This window comes from Agarivorans sp. B2Z047 (assembly GCF_023373605.1).
In the GTDB taxonomy this organism is placed as follows: Bacteria; Pseudomonadota; Gammaproteobacteria; order Enterobacterales; family Celerinatantimonadaceae; genus Agarivorans; species Agarivorans albus.
Genome location: NZ_CP088080.1, coordinates 165,919 through 184,296, shown reverse-complemented (window position 1 = coordinate 184,296; position 18,378 = coordinate 165,919). Strand labels below are relative to the sequence as shown.

The following is an 18,378-nucleotide window of genomic DNA, read 5'->3' as shown; positions in this document are numbered from 1 at the left end:
ATTTAATCCTAATATTTTGGATAGACTGTAGTCTTTGGTATTAACCATCCCTCGACAGTAACACCACTAGGTGTTACACCACTCCATTTATTTCCAGTAACCACCTTATTTTGGTAAGCAGCATCCACTTCAACTTTAATTCGATCTGCAGACCACGAATCTGGAAACATGGTAGATATACCACCGTTATTAGTTTTTGGTAAGAAATCACCAGGACTAGACGGGTCTGGTACTTCAATCTGCGCGGTATATACACCTTGAGCATTTGGTTGAGACTCAGTTCCTGGTATCACACGTACATTACCTGTCGCTGTCGAATGACCACCAACGACATTTCCATTTGATTTGACTTCTCCACTAAGAATGTGGCCATCGAAATCAATGGGTGCAGTAACATTACCAACATTTTTGGTCGCAATTGCATTTAAATCGACAGACTTATCTGGAACGCTATCCACTAACTCAGAGGGCTTACCGCGAGACTTCCACTCTTCAAGACTACCATCGCCACCATTTGCCAACCAAGTTCGATACTGCATATCTTCTTGTGGATCATAGGTATGCCACGAGTCGCCTTCCGGGGAAGTGGCGTTGTACACCATTTCCATCGAGTTCTTTCTGTACTCAGTACCGTCTGCCCCCATCACTAGTTGCTCTGAACCGAGCTTAGGTGAGTAAACCAAGGCTAGCCACGGTGTTTTTGGTATTAGCCCTCTTAGTGGCGATGAGCTAGCCGCAGCATAAACCGACTGATTAGCCGCTTGACGGCCTACATATTGACCTAATACTTGAGAGCCAGATGATGCTAGCGGCTGTGCTGCTGGCGCCAATAATGGCAGTCCAGCAGCTAAAGGGGCACCATCTTCTTTACATAACCCTAAGGGGTCTACCCAGTTAGTTGGGCTTGGGGTGTATTGATAAAGGTTTAAGCCACCGAGTAATTCAATTGGGTCTTGTTGTATGTACCTGCCCTGCTGCGGGCAGTAGTAGCGGTGAAAGTTGTAGTGAAGGCCGCTCTCTTCATCAAAGTATTGGCCTTGAAAGCGCAGCGGGTTGTCTATTTGCTTAACGCTTAGTTGCTCTATCGAACCATAGACTTGGTAATGGGCTTGCCATACTATCTTGCCTTGCTCGTCGCTTAAGCGAACAGGCGTACCAATATGGTCGAGGTGGTAATGATAAACCTGACCTTGTTTAATCATCACTAAGGGGCGGTGGCTATTGGGCTCGTAGACATACCAGGTAAATTGGCCTTGGCTGTGTTCGCCAATCAATTGATTACCTTCCCATAAATAATCGGTTTGCCCTTGGGCAGTAATTTTGCAGCTGCGGCGGCCTAGGGCATCGTAGTGGTAAACGGTATTATCGCGGCCTTGGCTAAGCCAAACCAGTTGGTTTAAGCCATTAAATACGCGTTGCTGACGCACCTTACTTTGGCTGGCGAGTACTTGGTTACCGTAGCGGTCATAACGGTAGCTACACTGGTCATCACCCAGCAGCTTGTCACCCAACATGTCGGCTTGTTTGGGGTTGGCAAAACTATCCAGCTCAAATTGCTGGTTATTGGCATTGTGGCTAGTGGCTTTAGTAAGTTGGCTAAGTGCATCATAGCTGTAGTTATTATCGCCCAGCTCGCTGTCGCTCACGCCTAAAAGTTGATCGCCCGCATCAAAACGGTAATGACGCTCAATACGGCTTGGAGCCTGTTCAGGTTGCTCTAACTGCCATTGCTGGCTTAACAAGCGGCCTTGTGCATCATAGTGATGATGCAGTTGGTGGTGCTTGCTTAGCTCGCGGCTTACTTCTTCACCAGCAGCGTTAAAGCTGCGACTTATCACAGGCTGCTGGTTAAACCATATCGCAGATAAACGCCCTTGTTCATCGTAGCGATAAGTTAAGGCATTGCCGTCGGGAAGTTGAGTATGGCTGCGCAATCCTTGTGAATTCAATTGATAAATAGATTGCCAATTGTCTTGCCAGTTTTCTTGCAACTGGCCATTAGCGAAGTAGCTAAAACGTAGTTTGCGCGCAGCATTGTTGGCTTGGCTCAACTTACCTTGTAAGTCATAGGTAAAATCGTTAATCAGGGTAATGCCATTAGCGGTGCTGCGCTGCTCGGTTACCTGACCTAGAGAATTGCGTTTTAGCTGAATCAGCCGCTCACTATTTTCTGCAACTTGAGTAAGCTGACCCGCTAGGTTGTATTGGTAATGCTGCTCGCGGCCATCAAAACCAATGGTTTTGCTAATACGTTCGCAACTGTCATATTCCAGTTGATAAACCTGCTCGTCGCTGCGTGAAATGGCGGTAAGATTACGTTCTTTATCGTAACAAAAAGCCAACCATGAACCGTCGGGGTTAATCTGTTTAGCTGGCTGCGACAAGCCTTGATATTCGTAGCTTGTACTACGCCCTAGCGAGTCGGTCACTTTAGTCACTCGCCCTGCTTCATCATAGCGATAGGCCCTACGCTGACATTGCTCTGGCGAATCCTGATGATAAGACAAGACCTCAATAATGTTGCCACGTTCATCGCGTTTGTATTGGCCAACCCAGCCTTTTCCATCTACTTCACCATTGCACTCACCAATAGCGTTATAGCTATAGCGAATTAACGCTTCACCTACTTGTTTGGCGCTCAACAAGCCTTGCTCATTCCACCAAAATTGTTGATTAGGCTGGTTACTGGCAGTTTTACTCACCAAACGGCTTTGCGCATCGTAGCGGTATTCGGTCACCACACCTTGTACATCGGTTTCTGTGGTTAACAAACCAAGGCTGTTGTACTCACGCTTAAGCGATGAGCCGTCGGCATAGTCAACCTGTGTAACAAAACCCAAGCGATTATAGCTATAACGAGTAAGATTTTGATTTGGCGCTAGCTCAGCGTCTAACTGGCCGTGTGCATTGTAATGGTAACGAGTTGTCGCGCCATTTGGGTCTGTTTCACTAATTTTGCGCTGTAGTTCATCGTATACAAATAACCAACAAGCACCGTCGGGCGAAACTTTCTTAAGGATTTGACCTTGTGAATTATGCCAGTAAGTCCAACAGTTTCCGTAACTATCAAAGCTGCGGCTAAGGCCTTGCTCTAGCTCATACTCAAATCGATAGTGATAATGCTCGTTATCGCCCCATTGTTCTATACAACGCGCGTTTTGCTCACTGCCGTCCCAAGAAAAGTAGTGAGAAAACCCCGAAGCGCGGGTTCGTTGAATCAATAAACCTTGCTGATAACGATACTGTTCCTGCTGACCCAAACGGTTGGTCGCAGTACTTAAATGCCCCTGTTCATCATAGGTATAACTTGCATAGCTTTGCGCTGTTTCGGCTTTAGAGCTGAGTAATTCAACCAGCTTACCTTCTAGGTCATAGCGTAGGAACAGTTGTTGGCTATGGTTGATTTCAATCTGGGTTAAGCGAGGAGCAACGGAGTAGCTAAGTCGATAATGCGTATCGACACCATCACTGATTTTGGTAAGCAGCCACTGCTCTTGCTGTTTAGAAAACTGCAAAGTTTTGCCATTGGCACTGCTAATAACAATGTTTTCAAGCTGATGTTGCAACACCATGCCCGATTTAACCTGACTACTTTTAGCGCCGACAACCACATAAGGAAAATGCTGCTGATGCCCTAGTGCATCGGTAAACAACCAACCCGCTTGCTCACCCTGTAACTGTTCCAAACTGTAGTGAAAATTACTTCGCCAGCCTAAACCTAAACCCACATCTTGATGCGAAAGACTTGAGCGATAAGTGCGCTGCCAAACTAACTCACGATGACCTTGCAAGCATACATCGTCTAATTGCAGTACCTCTTCACCGCTGCTCATTACAATGGGATCACCGCAAGTTTGAGTATCGGGATGGTCAACAGCTTGAGTGACGTCATCACTGCTATTTTGGTTTTTACCTTGCTGTTGGGTCTTCGAGCGCCCTCCTGGAGCTTTGGGTTCATTTGGGACGGATGAACTCCAAGAGGGCCTCGAAGCTGGAGAATGTTGAGGAATAGCTTTTTCAGCTTGGCGCTGAAACCACACCTCACCATTCGTTAACGCGGTAATTAATTTCTGATGCGGATCGCCAGCCGGCGTAGTAGTGACCAAACGGTATAAACGGCGTAAGCCTTTGCCGTTGCTATCAGCAGCACCTGCAAAGTTAGCTAAAAATGCTGCTGCTTTTTCGGCATCACTAAACGCAGGCTTGTTGCCCACATTACGTTTGCCGGTAAAAAAGTCATAAGCAAAGCCGTCAATTCCAGTGACTACTTCTTTTTGGGTTCCATCCATACTGCTGTTTTACACCACTAGGCGACCCACGCGAGCATCATTGCACTGCGGTAAGTCTGATCAGAAATATCCAATTGAAAACTCAAACCAGCATGTTTTTGCTGCTGATAGTGAGTAAATAAATGACACAAATTAAACAAGCCAGTACAGGCCGCTAAGTCCCCGACTCTGGCGTCAGCAAATATCACTTGGCTGCGCGAACCAACGCTATTTTCAAAACATTGAAAAGCCGCTAACCAACCATCCATTAACTCACTGCTTAAGGCACTTGGCATATAGCATTGAGTTAGCTCTTGTCCGCACTGGCCACGATAACGTTGGATTAACGCCGCCACTGTTGCAGCAATGCTTTTATCTGAGGTTTGCACCTCATAGCTGGCCCAAGGCACAGAAAAACCACGCTTAGCCGGCTGTAACCGAGCAGCGATGAAACACTCACTAGCAATGCTAGCGGTTTGCTCAAGAGCTTGCGTTGCAGCTAAGCGCTCATCTTGATGATAAGCCAGCACTTGAATTGAGCCCGCCAACTGCTGATTAAATAACTTAAGCGCTTGGCGCAGCGCTAATTGCATGGCGCAGCGACCATAGGGAAACAAATACACTTTTTTGCTTTGCGCTAACTGAGGCACCAATGCCAAAGTATCTTGATAAACTTGGCTTTTTGCCTGCTCTAGAGGCGCTTCAGGCAGCAATACAAATACCGCATCAGCATCGACTTTCAGCTTGGCTAGCTTGGCTCGATCTGCTTCATGAAAGCTGTAGTGACGTAGAGCCTGCTCGCCCTTAATGCTTGCGGTTGCGGTAATCTCATCATCGCTTAAACCAAAAATAGCGTTTGAATCGCTGTATTCACCAAGCTGCAGGGCCTCAATGTCTAGCTGCAAGTTCATGCCTAGCCTATTAACACCGTAGGGTTACCTACTACAATTTTGCCGCCATGGGCGGTTGAATCACCTAATCGCGCTACTGCTTTACCACCAACCGTAACCGACGAGGAACCCGACTTAATCGTATCTGGCGGTCCAATGCACACCAACTTATCGCCCACGCAAGCAACCGGCATTCCGCCAGCGGTTACCGTACCGTTGCCGCCAACCACCGGGCCACCAACATGTGGTACTTTGTTTTGCACTTTAGGACATACATGAAATGACCCAAGCATTGCTACTGGCTTACCCATTATGTCCCTTAGTTCAGTGAAATAGCTGGCGCTTTAAGCGCGATAGAGGTGCCGTTAATCGATACCGAGGTACCTTTGATATCAATATTGCCGCCACTTGAAAGGGTGATAGAAGCGCCACCCGCTTTAATGGTAATTTTGCTGCCAGCCACTAAATCGATATTTTTGCCAACATCTATTACTAGGTTCTTACCTACTTTCTCAGACTGGTTTTCGGCAACGTCAATGCTGAGATCTTTACCAATTTTTTCAGTTTGGTTTTGTTTGATTTCGGTTTGCAGATCTTTCTCTGCCTGCATGTAGAGAAGCTCTTTACCGGCATCGTCATCAAAACGAATTTCGTTAAAATTGCTCTCGCCACCACCTTTGGTTGAACGTGTCTTTATTCCAGACTGCGATTTCTTACTGGGTAAGCCATAAGGCGGCATCTGGTCGCCGTTGTATAGCGCGCCAGTAATCACCGGTTGGTCAGGGTCGCCTTCTAAAAAGCTAACCAGTACTTCCTGGCCCACCCTTGGCAAGAAGAATGCGCCGTAACGGCTGCCTGCCCAGTTTTGCGAAACCCGAATCCAACACGAGCTGTTACTGTCACTTTTGCCTTCACGATCCCAGTGGAATAGCACCTTAATACGGCCATATTTATCTACATGGATCTCTTCACCCGGATCACCCGTCACCAAGGCTGTTTGGGCGCCATGAATCACCGGCCGAGCCGTGGTTTGGGATGGTCTGAACAATACGTCAGCCGGGATGCAAGAGAACTGATTGTGTAGCACTTGGCCGCTGTTTTTAGCTGCGCCAGTTTGGCTGGTAATGGCAACACTCAAACTAAGTTGAGTAATTAAGTAGCTTTTTCCTACCTGAGCGGGATCTTCATGTGATTTAAAACCAAAGTACTGACCAGCGCTAAAAGTAGCGCAAGTACTGCCACCTCGGCACACTAAGGCATCTCGCTGCATTGCTTCTAAAGCTACGTTGGCAGCATTTTGCAAAGCAGGGTTAAATTCGGAACCGGCATAATACTCAAACACTTCGCCATTTTGCTGTTGTTTGGTTAACGCCGTATTTTGCTGTTCACCCTTTGGTTTTGCGCTTGGTTTTATAAAGTCGTAACCGCCCTTACTCGCAATTCCCGGAGTGATGTTTAGGTTACCACTCCAAGAGAACACGTGAGATTCTGACAATGAGCCGGTGGTAAAGGCTACTTTGCTTTCTTCTGCTTCGCGGTAGGCACTCAAAGCATCAGCCAATACAACACTGTGCTTGGCCTTGCTGTGTTCAATAATGTAAAAGATGCCTGCTTCTTCGAGCAAACGATGCACAAAGGCAAAATCACTTTCGTTATATTGAACTTTGTAACCCAAAGTTGGGTAACTGCCTTTAAGTTCACTTTTTACTTGCACGCCGTGTTCTGCAAAAATCTTTTTTACGATTTCGTCAGCGCTTAAGCTTTGAAAAATTCGGCAATTACTACGTTGCTTAAGAAAGTGTAAATTCGACACGATCTGTAGTTGGTAATCTTGGTATTTTTCGCCTTCTGCTTCACTAGGAACACGACTACCTAGAGAAGTAATACTGGCAACAACGCCATTAAAAAAACGGGTAACACTGGCTTTACCTTTTAGATAATCTAAATTAATGGTAACCGGCTTTCCAATAACGTCGGACTCAGATATTATCTGTCCATTTGTATAACAAGAAACATTAATAGAGAAAGGTGAAGATATACCTTCCTGAATATCAAACTGAGTAAGATGTAATACATCTTTACCCAATGGCGTTTCTATTTGAATGATATTCTTACTTTGACTTGCCTTTTCCATATGCTTCATGTTCACGCTAGTTAAAAAAATAAGCGGGATAGATTAACTACCCCGCAGAAAGCCAATTACATTTGTTGGCCTTTAACACCGCTGTAACCGTAAACAAGCGGAGCTTGAACATTGTTTTGGTCATCGGTAGGTGTAACAGTCATCATCATTTCTGTGTAAGAAATAGTGATGTTTTCAACTGGGCGGTCATCTTGAATTGATACTGAGTAGCTAGAAATCATTGCGTCAGTCAGTTCAATTTTCATGATTTCTTCGATTTTCTCACCTTGCTTAGTAATGTGGAAAACCGCTGGCTTACCCTTACCAATAGTGGCTTCTTTGAAAAGATCTGGAGAAGCTTTATCTTGCATTTTAGTGATGTTGATGTCACATAAACGCGTTGCACTCGCTTCACGATCTTGAGCAGTACCAGTGTGAGAAGAGATTTCACGTGCTACTGACCAATCTACAGACAAAAGAGTAATTAAGTCTTTGTACTGTTCAGCTGTCGCTTCACCCTTGATATCGCCGTACTTCAAATAAGTATTCGCTTGCATGCTAATTTCCTTTAGCTAATTAAGTAAAAATAACCCTAATGGGTATGTTTTAATGCAGCGTTTTAACACGCGCAATTTTATTAGTCGAAACCGTAAAACAATTTAATAAATGTCAAAAACATCAAAAACTGAATAACAATCACAACCCAATTAAGTGGTACATTATAAATATTTTGATCAATAGTGAAAACACTAATTACAACATTTCGACACAATAAGTATCTTCAACTAAATCTACGCTAATTTTCTCTATATTAAGGCGCTGAGATATGGCTTCTAATACCTTATTAGAGATCACAGGCAACAATTCATTTTGAATATTATTTTGAATTGCCCTTGCGCCAACATCAGCATTTTGAGACTGGCTGTTTAGGTGTTCGATGACCGCTTCAGAAAAACTCAATTCTGCTTGGTAATTTCGAGCAAATCGCTGCTCAACTCTACCTAGCTGTAAACGCACAATTTGATTTAGCGTGTCGCGATTAAGTGGCACAAATGGGATGAGATTTAGGCGACCAATAAAGGCCGGCTTAAATACTGCGAGCAAATCATCACTTAGAGCGTGTTTTAGCCCTTCGATATCAGGAGCTGTTTCTTCATCTTCAAATAAACCGGTGGTAGTTTCGGTACCCACATTAGAAGTCATGATGATGATGGTATTTTTAAAGTCGATATCTCGACCTTCACCATCTTTAATGGTGCCTTTATCGAACACTTGGTAAAAAATGTCTTGCACGCCCGGATGGGCTTTTTCCATTTCGTCTAGTAGTACTACGCTGTATGGCTTACGGCGCACGGCTTCAGTTAGAACACCGCCTTCACCATAACCTACATAGCCAGGAGGTGAACCCACCAACAGAGAAACTTTATGTTCCTCTTTAAACTCCGACATATTGATAACCGTTAAGTTATCTTCGCTGCCGTATACTTGCTCGGCTAGGGTTAACGCTGTTTCTGTTTTACCAGTACCACTTGGCCCGGTTAGCAAAAACACACCGTTTGGCTTGCGCTCATCACTTAGCTGAGCACGCGCTGTTTGCACCACTTTACTAATGAGTTCTAGTGCGTGGCCTTGACCAACAATTCGCTCGCCCATTTTTTGTGGCAAACCCAAAATGGTTTCTACTTCGTCTGATTGCATGCGGCCCAGTGGTATACCAGTCCAATCGGCAATAACTTCAGCGACTAGCACTTCGTCTACTTCTAAAAACACCATTGGTTGGGCAACTTCTGCCAAGTTCGCTTTAATTTCTACCAGCTGCTCTCGGGCATTTTCTTCGGTTTCTTCCTCGGTATTGAGAATGCTATCGGCATGTTGCTTAGCTTGAAGCACCATACCTTGCTCGTCTCGCCAAGTAGCTTCTGCTTGTTCAAAAGCACTTTGGGTATCAGCCAATTCTGCATTGAGTTGCTGTAACAATTCTTGGTGTTCAGAACCCGTTAACTGCTCGCGTTCCAATTGCTCAATTTGCGCAACCAACTGTTGCTGTTTGCGCTGTAAACGCTCTACTTGGCTAGGGGTAGCGGCTTGGCTCATCGCCACGCGGGCACAGGCGGTATCAAGCAAAGCAACGGCTTTGTCGGGTAACTGGCGAGCATTAATGTAGCGGTTAGATAAACGCACTGCGGCTTGCAAGGCTTGGTCGCTAATTGATACGCGATGGTGCTTTTCCATCACAGGTAGTAAGCCGCGTAACATCACAATGGCTTTTTCTTCGCTTGGCTCTTCTACTTTAACCACCTGGAAACGACGCGTTAATGCTGCATCTTTCTCAAAGTACTTTTTGTATTCGGCCCAAGTAGTTGCCGCAATAGTGCGCAGTTCACCACGCGCCAGCGCGGGTTTAAGCAGGTTGGCGGCATCATTTTGGCCAGCTTGGCCACCGCTACCAATTAAGGTATGCGCTTCGTCGATAAACACAATAATAGGTGTAGCCGAATTCTTCACTTCACTGATTACCGACTTAAGACGATTTTCGAACTCGCCTTTCATGCCCGCACCAGCTTGCAGCAAGGCTAAATCTAAAACATGAATTTTTACATTTTGCAGTGATTCGGGCACATCGTTATCAGCAATACGCTGCGCTAAACCCTCTACTACTGCCGTTTTACCTACACCGGCTTCGCCAGTAAGTATCGGATTGTTTTGGCGGCGACGGGTTAAGATGTCGATCATCTGGCGAATTTCTTCGTCGCGACCAAGTATTGGGTCAAGCTTACCTGAGCGTGCTTGCTCGGTAAGGTCGATAGTAAACTGATCTAAACTTGGTGTTTTGCCCGAACCTTTAACTTGGCTTGCAGTTGCAGCTTCTGCATTTTGATTAAGCGTCGGCCATACATGCGCCAGCTGAGCTGGGTCGATGTTTTCTAACTGCTTCAAGAAATACATGGTGCTAAAGCTAAGGGTATCGTCGTTTAACAAGGCATGAATAATGTGGATAGGCGCGATATTGTCTGCGTTGTATTCAATGGTGGCGGCCATCCACGCAGCACTCAGTAAGCTGACAATTTGCGGCGATAAACCAGGAGTTTGCTGATTACCGGTTTTAGCCCGCTCTAGATTGCGATTTAGATCGGCAGTTAATGCATCAATATCTACCGCAAAATGCTCGGCCACCAACATAAGATCTTCGGTTTGGCCTTCGCACATCGCTAATAACCAATGCTGGATCTCTACACTAAAATGACTGCGGCTATTAGACAGCGCAGCGGCCGCTTCTAGGCTCTGCTTGGCTGTGGGCGATAGCTTCTCAACCATTGATTTTAAAGTCATTGTCGACATCTGTATTTCCTATAATCCTTTAAACAAAATCTACTACGCGATGGGGATTTTGGTTTGTTCGTCCATTCGCTTACTGTTAATGGTTAGCGCGCTACCTTGGCCTAAGCCCAAACCGGTTTTACCTAAACGCGAACTAGGCATATCTCGATAACGGGCCATTAGGCTCCAACGAGGACGCACGTGCGCGGGCAAATATTCGGCGACGGTTTCTTGTAATAATGAAAGTGTTTTACTGCCCGGCAAAAGTTGCTGAGCCCCTTGTGCATTGGCTGCATGAATTTCAATTTCTAAAGCTGAACCTACATCCCAAACCTTGCTGCCAATGGTGGCACTGCGTCCTAGTTGCGCATGCTGCCCCTCTGGATTAACCCGGCTCGCTAAGCTGGTTTGCTCTTCATCACTTAGTGATAGCCATTGTCCTAAATGCTCATTAATCACAACCTTGCAGCCTGAAATAAGCTCTACAATTTGCTTTAAACCTTGAGCACTACGAATAGACTGAGCAAACAAACCGCCTAGGTATTGCTGGGTATGATTTGAAGTACCAGATAAAGAGTGCAAGGCACTAGAAATAGGGTCTTTCTTGTTGGTTTGTTGCTGACGCTGATACTGCAGTGGGAACTGATATTTCTCCCAAGCGCGGTGATATAAAGAAATCAGGCGATGATGGAAAATATCCAGAAAGTCTCGCATCGACTCGTCTTTCTGTTTGCAACGATCCATTACCCATTCACTGTAGTGGCGGGGCATCACACCACTTGGGCCAGTTAAACCAAAAAAGTTAACAAACACTGAATAAGGCAGATTTTCAGAAACAGGCGCTTCTACCCGCTCCAAAGCTTTACCCGGAAAACCTAAGTTTTGCGGCACTTTAAAACGTAAGGCCTCATTCTTGGGTAAAGTATCAGAACCCACACCGTTGTGCTGTGCACCTCGGCCAGCTTGAATAGCAACCACGCTGTGGTGGAAGTCTTGCTCGCTGCCACTGTTTAAGGTGTCAAACAGCTTCATATCAGCTCCTTGTCACCAGCCATCGCCGGCCAACGATGTAATACATTGCTGGCACCCAAGTGTTTAATCGATAAACGGGTGAAGCTGTTTATGGTGGTGTACTGAGCGAAAAAGTGCGCCAATACGTTGCCAAAAAAGAACAAGTTAATGCCGGAAAGTTCTTGATTAACAAACTCCAAAATAATGTCTGAACCGTGGCAAAAACCCACTCGGCCATTTTGCACAACCCGAGCTGTCGCCCGCTCGATGTTTACCTTAGCGATAGCTTCAATCAATACTTTGGTTTGTGGTGATTGCTTAAAATCGTAAAGCTGTAATAGCTCTTGCAGTAACTTAACCGCATTAGGCTGAGCAAAATGATTAAGGGTTAGATGACTAGCCAACTGCCAGCGAGAAGCATCAAACATAGCGGGGCGAATAGGCTCGCTAAAGGGCAATAAGCAACGGACATTTTTAAGCGAATCGGCACGGCTTGGCACCACTATCGATGGCTGCCCACCACCAAAAGGCAAGCGCGCCGGCAAATTACGGTTACTGCATAATGCTTTAGCCGATACCAACCACTGTTCATGCTGCTCGATATCTAAGGCTTTGGCGTCACCATCAACCACTGCTAAGTAGCTTTCAACACCAGGTTCGTCGTGTCCACCAGCCCATTTATTGAGTTCACGGCGTAGCGTCCAGAACAAATTCCCCGCTTGAGGGTAATGCGGTAATTGGCTACCGTAAAACGGCGTCACATCTACACTGTTATCGTGTTGATCGAAGGCTTCTACTTCAGTTACTCGAACCACTTCGGATATATCTGCATCTCGATAACGAGGCACTAAACGGTGTTCGAAACGAGCGGGGTCTAAACGTAAAGGCTCCAGCTCATCTTCAAATAGGTTTATCACTGGCACACAGCCCAGCAAAATATTATCGGCGGTGAGTTGCTTTGCCAGTATGTCTGAATCGCTATCAAGATAAATGTATAAATCCACCTCATGCTGGTCACCAAACCAACTAGGATCTAAATCTTGTAGCTCAAAAAACATGAACTTTTCAGGGCAAAGAAAGTGCTCAACCAGCAAGCGATAACCATTAAAAGTTCGCTGATCATAAGGCACCACTTTTTCATCATCAGCAAAACCCACCGCACTAATATGGCGAGCCTGCAAGTAGTGGTTAGCTTGTAAACTGCCCGGAGAGGCAAACGCCAATCCCACACTCGATTGGAAAATTAGTTGATAAAGTTTGTAGCTAAGCTGCGGTTGCCCGTGAATGTAGAAGCGCATTTTTTGCACCCCCACATCACTAAAGGCCACATCATCAAATTCACAGCTTAAACGCAGCTTTATCACCGCTGCCGCATTCTGTTGAAAGTTAGGGCGTGGCGCTTTAAAAGGCGCGCCTTCAAAGCTCGCTTGAGTAACTTCTACTGGCCACATTTCGGTATCGTAGCAAGTATTAAAACGACAACTTTTGTAACCCGGCACCTGGGTTTCTAACTCGGTGCCTTTGGGGATCATCAAGCTATAGTCAGTAACATTTTGCGTGCTCATTTTAATTACCGACATCGACGGAATTGGCGCGTGGTAATCGGGATATAGCTGCCCTAACAGGGCTTCGGTTAGCTCTGGAAAACTGTCATCAAGCTTTTGTCTTACCTGTGCCGTAAGTAACGACACTCCTTCGAGTAATCGAGAAACATGTGGGTCTTCCACACTTTCTTCGCTCATGCGCAAACGGCCAGCCACCTTGGGATAGCGCTCGGCAAACTCAGCCCCCATGTGGCGTAAGTAAGCTAGTTCGCGGTTGTAGTACTTTAACAGCTCGTCACTCATGCTCTACTCAACTATTTTTATGCCAAGGCATACCGGTTCAACTTCAGAGTCAAAGGTCATTTCCTCTGGCTCAGGATCGGCATGACAAAGAGCATGAATACGCAAGCGCAATACCCGATCAAGCGGTTGCTCTTCACTTACGGTTGTCACCGATAAATCAATAAAACGAGGTTCAAATTTGCGAATGGTTTGCTCTACAATTTGACACAACATCTCGCGGCCATCTTGGCTACTCAAAGGCATAGATGAGAAGTCTGGCAAACCATAACTAAATAAAGATTTGTCCAACTCGCTGTACCATTCAGGCCAGGTATGCCAATGCAATTTGGCGTTAAGCAAAGCCTCTAGATCACGGCGAATACTGCGCCGATAAGCTTGTCGCCCGTAGCTTGAATAGATATCACTGCTTGCTGCATTCTCATCCAAGTTATTACTTAACCTGTCGAGTAATGAAAGCTGCAAAGCGGGTTGAACAGTGCTCATTACTCAGCAGCCTCGGTGGCTGTTTCTACAGAGAACGACTCCAACTGAGAAACAGCTAATGCGTCATCATTTACTAACCACATTTTTTGCCCTCGACCTTGGTAAAACTCAGAACCTAAAATGGCTTGCCAATCGGTTTCTCTACCCAGCTTTTCTGCATCGCTTTGGCTGTTTACATAGGTCATTGGCAAGAACACTTCGCCTGAAGGGCCATCTTTAATGTCTAACTCGGCGCGGCGCCAAATGTGCTCAAACAACGTGGTTTCGGGCAGTAGCTTTAACCAAGTGATGTCAGAGAACGGCACAAAGTAATACAAACCATTAGAGCCAAATACTTCTAGGTAACCCGCTAAGCTGTCATCTAAATCACGCAGCTCGTTACAGTTTTTACCGTTAATCTCTACTTCAGCTGATTGGCGTAAGCTTTCGAGTTGCTGAGCAGCTTGTTCAAACTCAGTTTTGTTGTCACTTAACTGTGCCAAGCGCACTTCCACCAAAGGCGCTAAAGTTTGCGACGCGCCCGTCACCAAGCTTGCGGTATCTCCACCTGCAGCAAAATCTACCCGCGATTGCGCGGCATGCACTAGCTGGCGCATGTTTAAGGCACCTGGAACACACTGTGGATGCTGCTTAACCAACAAGTCCAACTGCTGATCAGCACGCTCTAGCTGGCCATCAATACATAACAATTCAATAAAACTGCTGCGTGTATCTAAGTCCTTAGGCATCACTTTTAGGTGAGCAATAGTTTGCGCGATTGCTTCACTTAATTGTCCTTGTTGAATCAACTGCTTTATTTGTTGTTGCATCTGTTTATCCTGCTTGGTTATAGCTTGGAGATAACTCAGTTATCAGGCGAATACTGGAGATCATTTGGTCGAGCTGAAAGTGCGGACGCAAATGAATAATGGAGTAATAATGGCCGGGCTTACCGGCTTGTTCTTTAACTTGAATCTTGGCTTCGTTTAGCGGGTAACGCGCTCGAATTTCGTCGGAGGCTTCATCAGAGGCGGTGGTGTAAGCATGCAACCAGCTTTGCAGGTCACGCTCAATCAAGTTAGCGTTATCAAATGAACCCACTCGATCTCGCCCCATCACTTTTAAGTAGTGAGCAAAGCGAGAAACACACAATACGTATTGCAACATCGACGATAAGCGCGCATTTACCGCTACCGATAAACTATCGTAGTTTTTCGGTAAGTTGACGGAGGCATTGCTATACAAAACTAGGTGTTCTGTATGCGGAACGGTAGACACAGGAATAAAACCGCTGTCAGACAATTGCTTCTCTAAACGGTCGCCAACTTGCAAATTCACCGAGGGCTTAGCCGAGCGCATATGGCGCGAAAACTTAAAGCGAGAACTGGGTAAATCGAATACCAAACCATGCTTGTATTGGCCAGGCTGCAAGCCACGAATTTGACTAAACCAGCCAGATTCTTTAAAAGCACGTAAGGCCACCGCAGCGACACCATATGCGGCGTTACCCCATAGGTAGTCACCTTCGGCATCATTAACTTGCTCAACAAACATGAAGCCTTCTTGGCGACGGCCATCTTGTTGATAGGGCTCACGCATTAAAATATTGGGCGCGGTAATGCCTAAAAAGCGGGAGTCTTCTTGGCTACGCAGCTTACGCCAATTGATGTATTCAGCTTGTGAAAACTGCGCACTAATATCTCGAACTGATGCCAGCTCACTGAAGAAGTCGACACCAAACATTGATGGCGCAGCGCCAGTAACAAAAGGCGCAAACGCGGCGGCGGCTGCATGGCTAATTGCCCGCAGCGCATCAATGTCGTTAGTAGGCATGCCACGTTTGGCTTTGTGCGAGATTTGGTAGTCACCCACAATCATGCCAAAGGGTTCACCGCCCGGCATGTTGAACTCATTGGTATAAATAAGCTTGAACAGTTCACTTTGATCAAACTCGATGGCACGTGATACATCGCGGCAAAGCTCGCGCCAGTTAAGGCTAATTAACTTAACCTTGGCAACCAGGCTGTGGTCTTGAGTACCTGAATGCTCTGTAAGGTATTTCACCCCGCGCCAACTGGCTTCTAAGTCCTGAAACCGTTGATGGTGAATAATCGCGTTCACTTGGTCATTTAAACGCTCATCAATGTCGCGAATGGCACGCAGCAAAATCGGCCTTAAGGTTTCCGCCGTCCAGGCCGAGTCATACTGTTGATTGTCTCGTTCTAACCAAATTCGCAGTGCTAAATAGGCATCTTCTGCCGCTAAAAACTTATCCACCACTTGGCTCTGGGCACACCAATCCACATCAACATGTTGAGTATCTAACTCAACTTGATGCAGGCTCTGGCTATCCACAAAACTCAGTGGTGGTAAAGTTTGGCTCATGGTCATAGTAATAAGGCGGGCCTTGCGACCCGCAATCTAGTTATCCGCCGATTTCAGGGATTTTTGCGACTAAGCGCAGTGAAGTAGTCAGTTCTTCCATTTGTAACCAAGGACGTAACCACGCTACTGCGTTGTACGAACCAGGCGCACCCGGAATCTCTTTTACTTGAACTTTGGCATCAGCCAATGGGTATTTAGCTCGGATTTCTTGACCGCCGCCCTCAGAAGCATTCACGTAATTAAGAATCCAGCGGTTAAGCCAGTTTTCAACGTCTTCGGCTTCCATAAAGCTACCAATCTTGTCGCGCGCCATTACTTTTAGGTAATGAGCAAAACGAGAGGTGGCCATCATGTAAGGCAGGCGAGATGAGATAGCCGCATTTGCTGTTGCATCTGGGTTATCGTATTTCTTCGGTTTTTGACAGGTCTGCGAACCAAAGAACACCGCGTAATCAGTATTTTTGTAGTGACAAAGCGGTAAGAAACCTAACTTGCTAAGCTCTGCTTCGCGACGATCGGTAATACCAATTTCGGTAGGACACTTAAGATCTGGGTCACCGTCGTCAGATACAAATAGGTGAGAAGGTAAGTTTTCAACTTTACCGCCACCTTCAGCGCCGCGAATTGCCGTACAAAAACCATATTTAGCGAAGGCTTCAGTCATACGTACACCCAGTACGTAAGAAGCATTCATCCAACAGTACTCGTCGTGCTCGGTGGTTTGCGCCATACCGGTTTGCTGATCAACTTCGAATTCTTCGTAGTTGAACTCTTCAATTGGTGTAGTTGCTTCACCGTAAGGCAAACGCGCCAATACACGAGGCATCGCTAAGGTTACAAAGCGTGAATCATCGCTTTCGCGGAATGAACGCCATTTAGTGTATTCAAGAGACTCAAATACTTTTTCTAAATCACGAGGCTTGCTAAGTTCTGTCCAGTTATCAAAACCAAACAAGGCTGGCGAAGAAGCTGATAAGAACGGCGCAAAACCAGCGGCAGCAACGTTTGACATTAAGCTTAGCGATTCAATGTCTTCTGGGTGATTGGTAAATTCGTAATCGCCCACTAACGCGCCATAAGGTTCGCCGCCTGGCGTACCAAATTCAGATTCGTACACTTTCTTGAAGATCTGGCTTTGGTCAAACTCAACCGCTTTACTTAAATCTTTGTGCAGCTCTTTTTTGCTCATGCTAAGCACACGGATCTTAAGTGTTTGGCTGGTTTCAGAGTTCATCACCAAGTAATTAAGACCACGCCAAGAGCCTTCTAGCTTTTGGAAACTTTCGTGGTGCATCACTTCAGCAAGCTGCTTAGAAATTAGCTCATCAATACCAGCAATCGCCTCTCTAAAAGTTACAGTTAAGTTTTTGTTCCAACTCACTGTTCCCTTTAACGCTTCATCGGTAAGCGTACGTAATAATTCTTCTGAACGAGAACTATCTGTTTGCTTAGTGGCACCAATCGCTTGTTCTAAAATTGAACCTTGTGCTTCTTCAACACTTGGATCTAGAGTAGTTTGGCTTTCTACGCTCATTCTGACCCCTCCGCACTAGGCTCTTTTTCAAGCTCACCTTTTAGCTTCTGCAGAGAATCAGTATTGTTAAGCACTTCTTCTAAGATGTTTTCCAGATCTTCTGAGCGGTCAACCTTAGTCATTAAGTCACGTAGTTTATTACGGGTGTCCATTAACTTACGTAATGGCTCAACTTGGTTAACTACCGCAGCTGGATCAAAATCTTTCATTGAGCTGAACTCAAGCGCTACTGACATTTGTGAATCGTCATCAGCCAGCTTGTTATCAACTTTAAATTCCAGTTTAGGATTCATTCGCTTAAGTACGTCATCGAAGTTATCACGGTCAATTTGGATAAAACGACGGTCTTTTAGTGGCTTTAAGGCTGCGGTGTTGTCACCCGCAAAATCGCCCATAACACCGACTACAAAAGGTAGTTCCTTTTTAACTGCAGCCCCTTCAGTTTCTACATCATAAGTGATGTGAACTCGTGGCTTGCGTACCCGAGACAACTTGCCGTGGATACTGTCCATATCAATCTCCTTGTTCTTGATTAACACGC

Annotated in this window: 13 protein-coding genes; all 13 read right to left on the bottom strand. The window is 45.8% G+C overall.

The window, feature by feature from the left end:
• Nucleotides 1-8: 8 nt before the first annotated feature.
• Entirely contained in the window at nucleotides 9-4,289 is a 4,281-nt protein-coding gene (locus LQZ07_RS00865; protein ID WP_152783817.1) for an RHS repeat-associated core domain-containing protein, read from the bottom strand.
• A gap of 17 nt (nucleotides 4,290-4,306) precedes the next feature.
• Nucleotides 4,307-5,179, bottom strand: a complete 873-nt coding sequence (locus LQZ07_RS00860) for a hypothetical protein (protein ID WP_152783819.1) — start codon at nucleotides 5,177-5,179, stop codon at nucleotides 4,307-4,309.
• A 2-nt stretch (nucleotides 5,180-5,181) separates the two neighbouring features.
• A complete protein-coding gene (locus LQZ07_RS00855; RefSeq protein ID WP_016399932.1) occupies nucleotides 5,182-5,469 on the bottom strand; it encodes a PAAR domain-containing protein in 288 nt (95 codons plus the stop codon).
• Between the two features lie 8 nt (nucleotides 5,470-5,477).
• Nucleotides 5,478-7,292 carry a type VI secretion system Vgr family protein gene (locus tag LQZ07_RS00850; protein ID WP_152783821.1) on the bottom strand — a complete coding sequence of 605 codons (1,815 nt, stop codon included), beginning with the start codon at nucleotides 7,290-7,292 and terminating at the stop codon, nucleotides 5,478-5,480.
• Nucleotides 7,293-7,357: 65 nt separating this feature from the next.
• A complete protein-coding gene (locus tag LQZ07_RS00845; RefSeq protein WP_016399934.1) occupies nucleotides 7,358-7,837 on the bottom strand; it encodes a type VI secretion system tube protein Hcp in 480 nt (159 codons plus the stop codon).
• 196 nt (nucleotides 7,838-8,033) lie between these two features.
• The gene (gene tssH, locus LQZ07_RS00840) at nucleotides 8,034-10,619 is read right to left on the bottom strand and encodes a type VI secretion system ATPase TssH (RefSeq protein WP_152783823.1); all 2,586 of its coding nucleotides are present in this window, start codon (nucleotides 10,617-10,619) and stop codon (nucleotides 8,034-8,036) included.
• A gap of 33 nt (nucleotides 10,620-10,652) precedes the next feature.
• Complete coding sequence (gene tssG / locus LQZ07_RS00835; RefSeq protein WP_152783825.1) at nucleotides 10,653-11,630, bottom strand: type VI secretion system baseplate subunit TssG; 978 nt, start codon at nucleotides 11,628-11,630, stop codon at nucleotides 10,653-10,655.
• On the bottom strand, nucleotides 11,627-13,456 hold the full coding sequence (gene tssF / locus LQZ07_RS00830; protein WP_152783827.1) for a type VI secretion system baseplate subunit TssF: 1,830 nt from the start codon (nucleotides 13,454-13,456) through the stop codon (nucleotides 11,627-11,629). The genes tssG and tssF overlap by 4 nt, the downstream gene beginning before the upstream one ends.
• Before the next feature lie 3 nt (nucleotides 13,457-13,459).
• Nucleotides 13,460-13,939, bottom strand: a complete 480-nt coding sequence (gene tssE / locus LQZ07_RS00825; protein WP_016399938.1) for a type VI secretion system baseplate subunit TssE — start codon at nucleotides 13,937-13,939, stop codon at nucleotides 13,460-13,462.
• Entirely contained in the window at nucleotides 13,939-14,748 is an 810-nt protein-coding gene (locus LQZ07_RS00820; protein WP_016399939.1) for a type VI secretion system accessory protein TagJ, read from the bottom strand. Before LQZ07_RS00820 ends, tssE begins: the two co-directional genes overlap by 1 nt.
• Before the next feature lie 4 nt (nucleotides 14,749-14,752).
• Nucleotides 14,753-16,309, bottom strand: a complete 1,557-nt coding sequence (gene tssC, locus LQZ07_RS00815) for a type VI secretion system contractile sheath large subunit (protein WP_152783829.1) — start codon at nucleotides 16,307-16,309, stop codon at nucleotides 14,753-14,755.
• A 34-nt stretch (nucleotides 16,310-16,343) separates the two neighbouring features.
• Nucleotides 16,344-17,837, bottom strand: a complete 1,494-nt coding sequence (gene tssC, locus LQZ07_RS00810; RefSeq protein ID WP_016399941.1) for a type VI secretion system contractile sheath large subunit — start codon at nucleotides 17,835-17,837, stop codon at nucleotides 16,344-16,346.
• Nucleotides 17,834-18,349: a type VI secretion system contractile sheath small subunit gene (gene tssB / locus LQZ07_RS00805; protein ID WP_016399942.1), complete on the bottom strand. Its 516-nt coding sequence runs from the start codon at nucleotides 18,347-18,349 to the stop codon at nucleotides 17,834-17,836. The genes tssC (LQZ07_RS00810) and tssB overlap by 4 nt, the downstream gene beginning before the upstream one ends.
• Between the last annotated feature and the right edge of the window lie 29 nt (nucleotides 18,350-18,378).

Coding starts and splice junctions, on each gene's coding strand:
- tssF (WP_152783827.1), bottom strand. CDS start 13,456: ATGAGTGACGAGCTGTTAAAGTACTACAACCGCGAACTAGCTTACTTA.
- tssB (WP_016399942.1), bottom strand. CDS start 18,349: ATGGACAGTATCCACGGCAAGTTGTCTCGGGTACGCAAGCCACGAGTT.
- LQZ07_RS00820 (WP_016399939.1), bottom strand. CDS start 14,748: ATGCAACAACAAATAAAGCAGTTGATTCAACAAGGACAATTAAGTGAA.
- LQZ07_RS00850 (WP_152783821.1), bottom strand. CDS start 7,292: ATGGAAAAGGCAAGTCAAAGTAAGAATATCATTCAAATAGAAACGCCA.
- LQZ07_RS00855 (WP_016399932.1), bottom strand. CDS start 5,469: ATGGGTAAGCCAGTAGCAATGCTTGGGTCATTTCATGTATGTCCTAAA.
- LQZ07_RS00845 (WP_016399934.1), bottom strand. CDS start 7,837: ATGCAAGCGAATACTTATTTGAAGTACGGCGATATCAAGGGTGAAGCG.
- LQZ07_RS00865 (WP_152783817.1), bottom strand. CDS start 4,289: ATGGATGGAACCCAAAAAGAAGTAGTCACTGGAATTGACGGCTTTGCT.
- tssE (WP_016399938.1), bottom strand. CDS start 13,939: ATGAGCACTGTTCAACCCGCTTTGCAGCTTTCATTACTCGACAGGTTA.
- tssC (WP_152783829.1), bottom strand. CDS start 16,309: ATGACCATGAGCCAAACTTTACCACCACTGAGTTTTGTGGATAGCCAG.
- tssG (WP_152783825.1), bottom strand. CDS start 11,630: ATGAAGCTGTTTGACACCTTAAACAGTGGCAGCGAGCAAGACTTCCAC.
- tssH (WP_152783823.1), bottom strand. CDS start 10,619: ATGTCGACAATGACTTTAAAATCAATGGTTGAGAAGCTATCGCCCACA.
- LQZ07_RS00860 (WP_152783819.1), bottom strand. CDS start 5,179: ATGAACTTGCAGCTAGACATTGAGGCCCTGCAGCTTGGTGAATACAGC.
- tssC (WP_016399941.1), bottom strand. CDS start 17,837: ATGAGCGTAGAAAGCCAAACTACTCTAGATCCAAGTGTTGAAGAAGCA.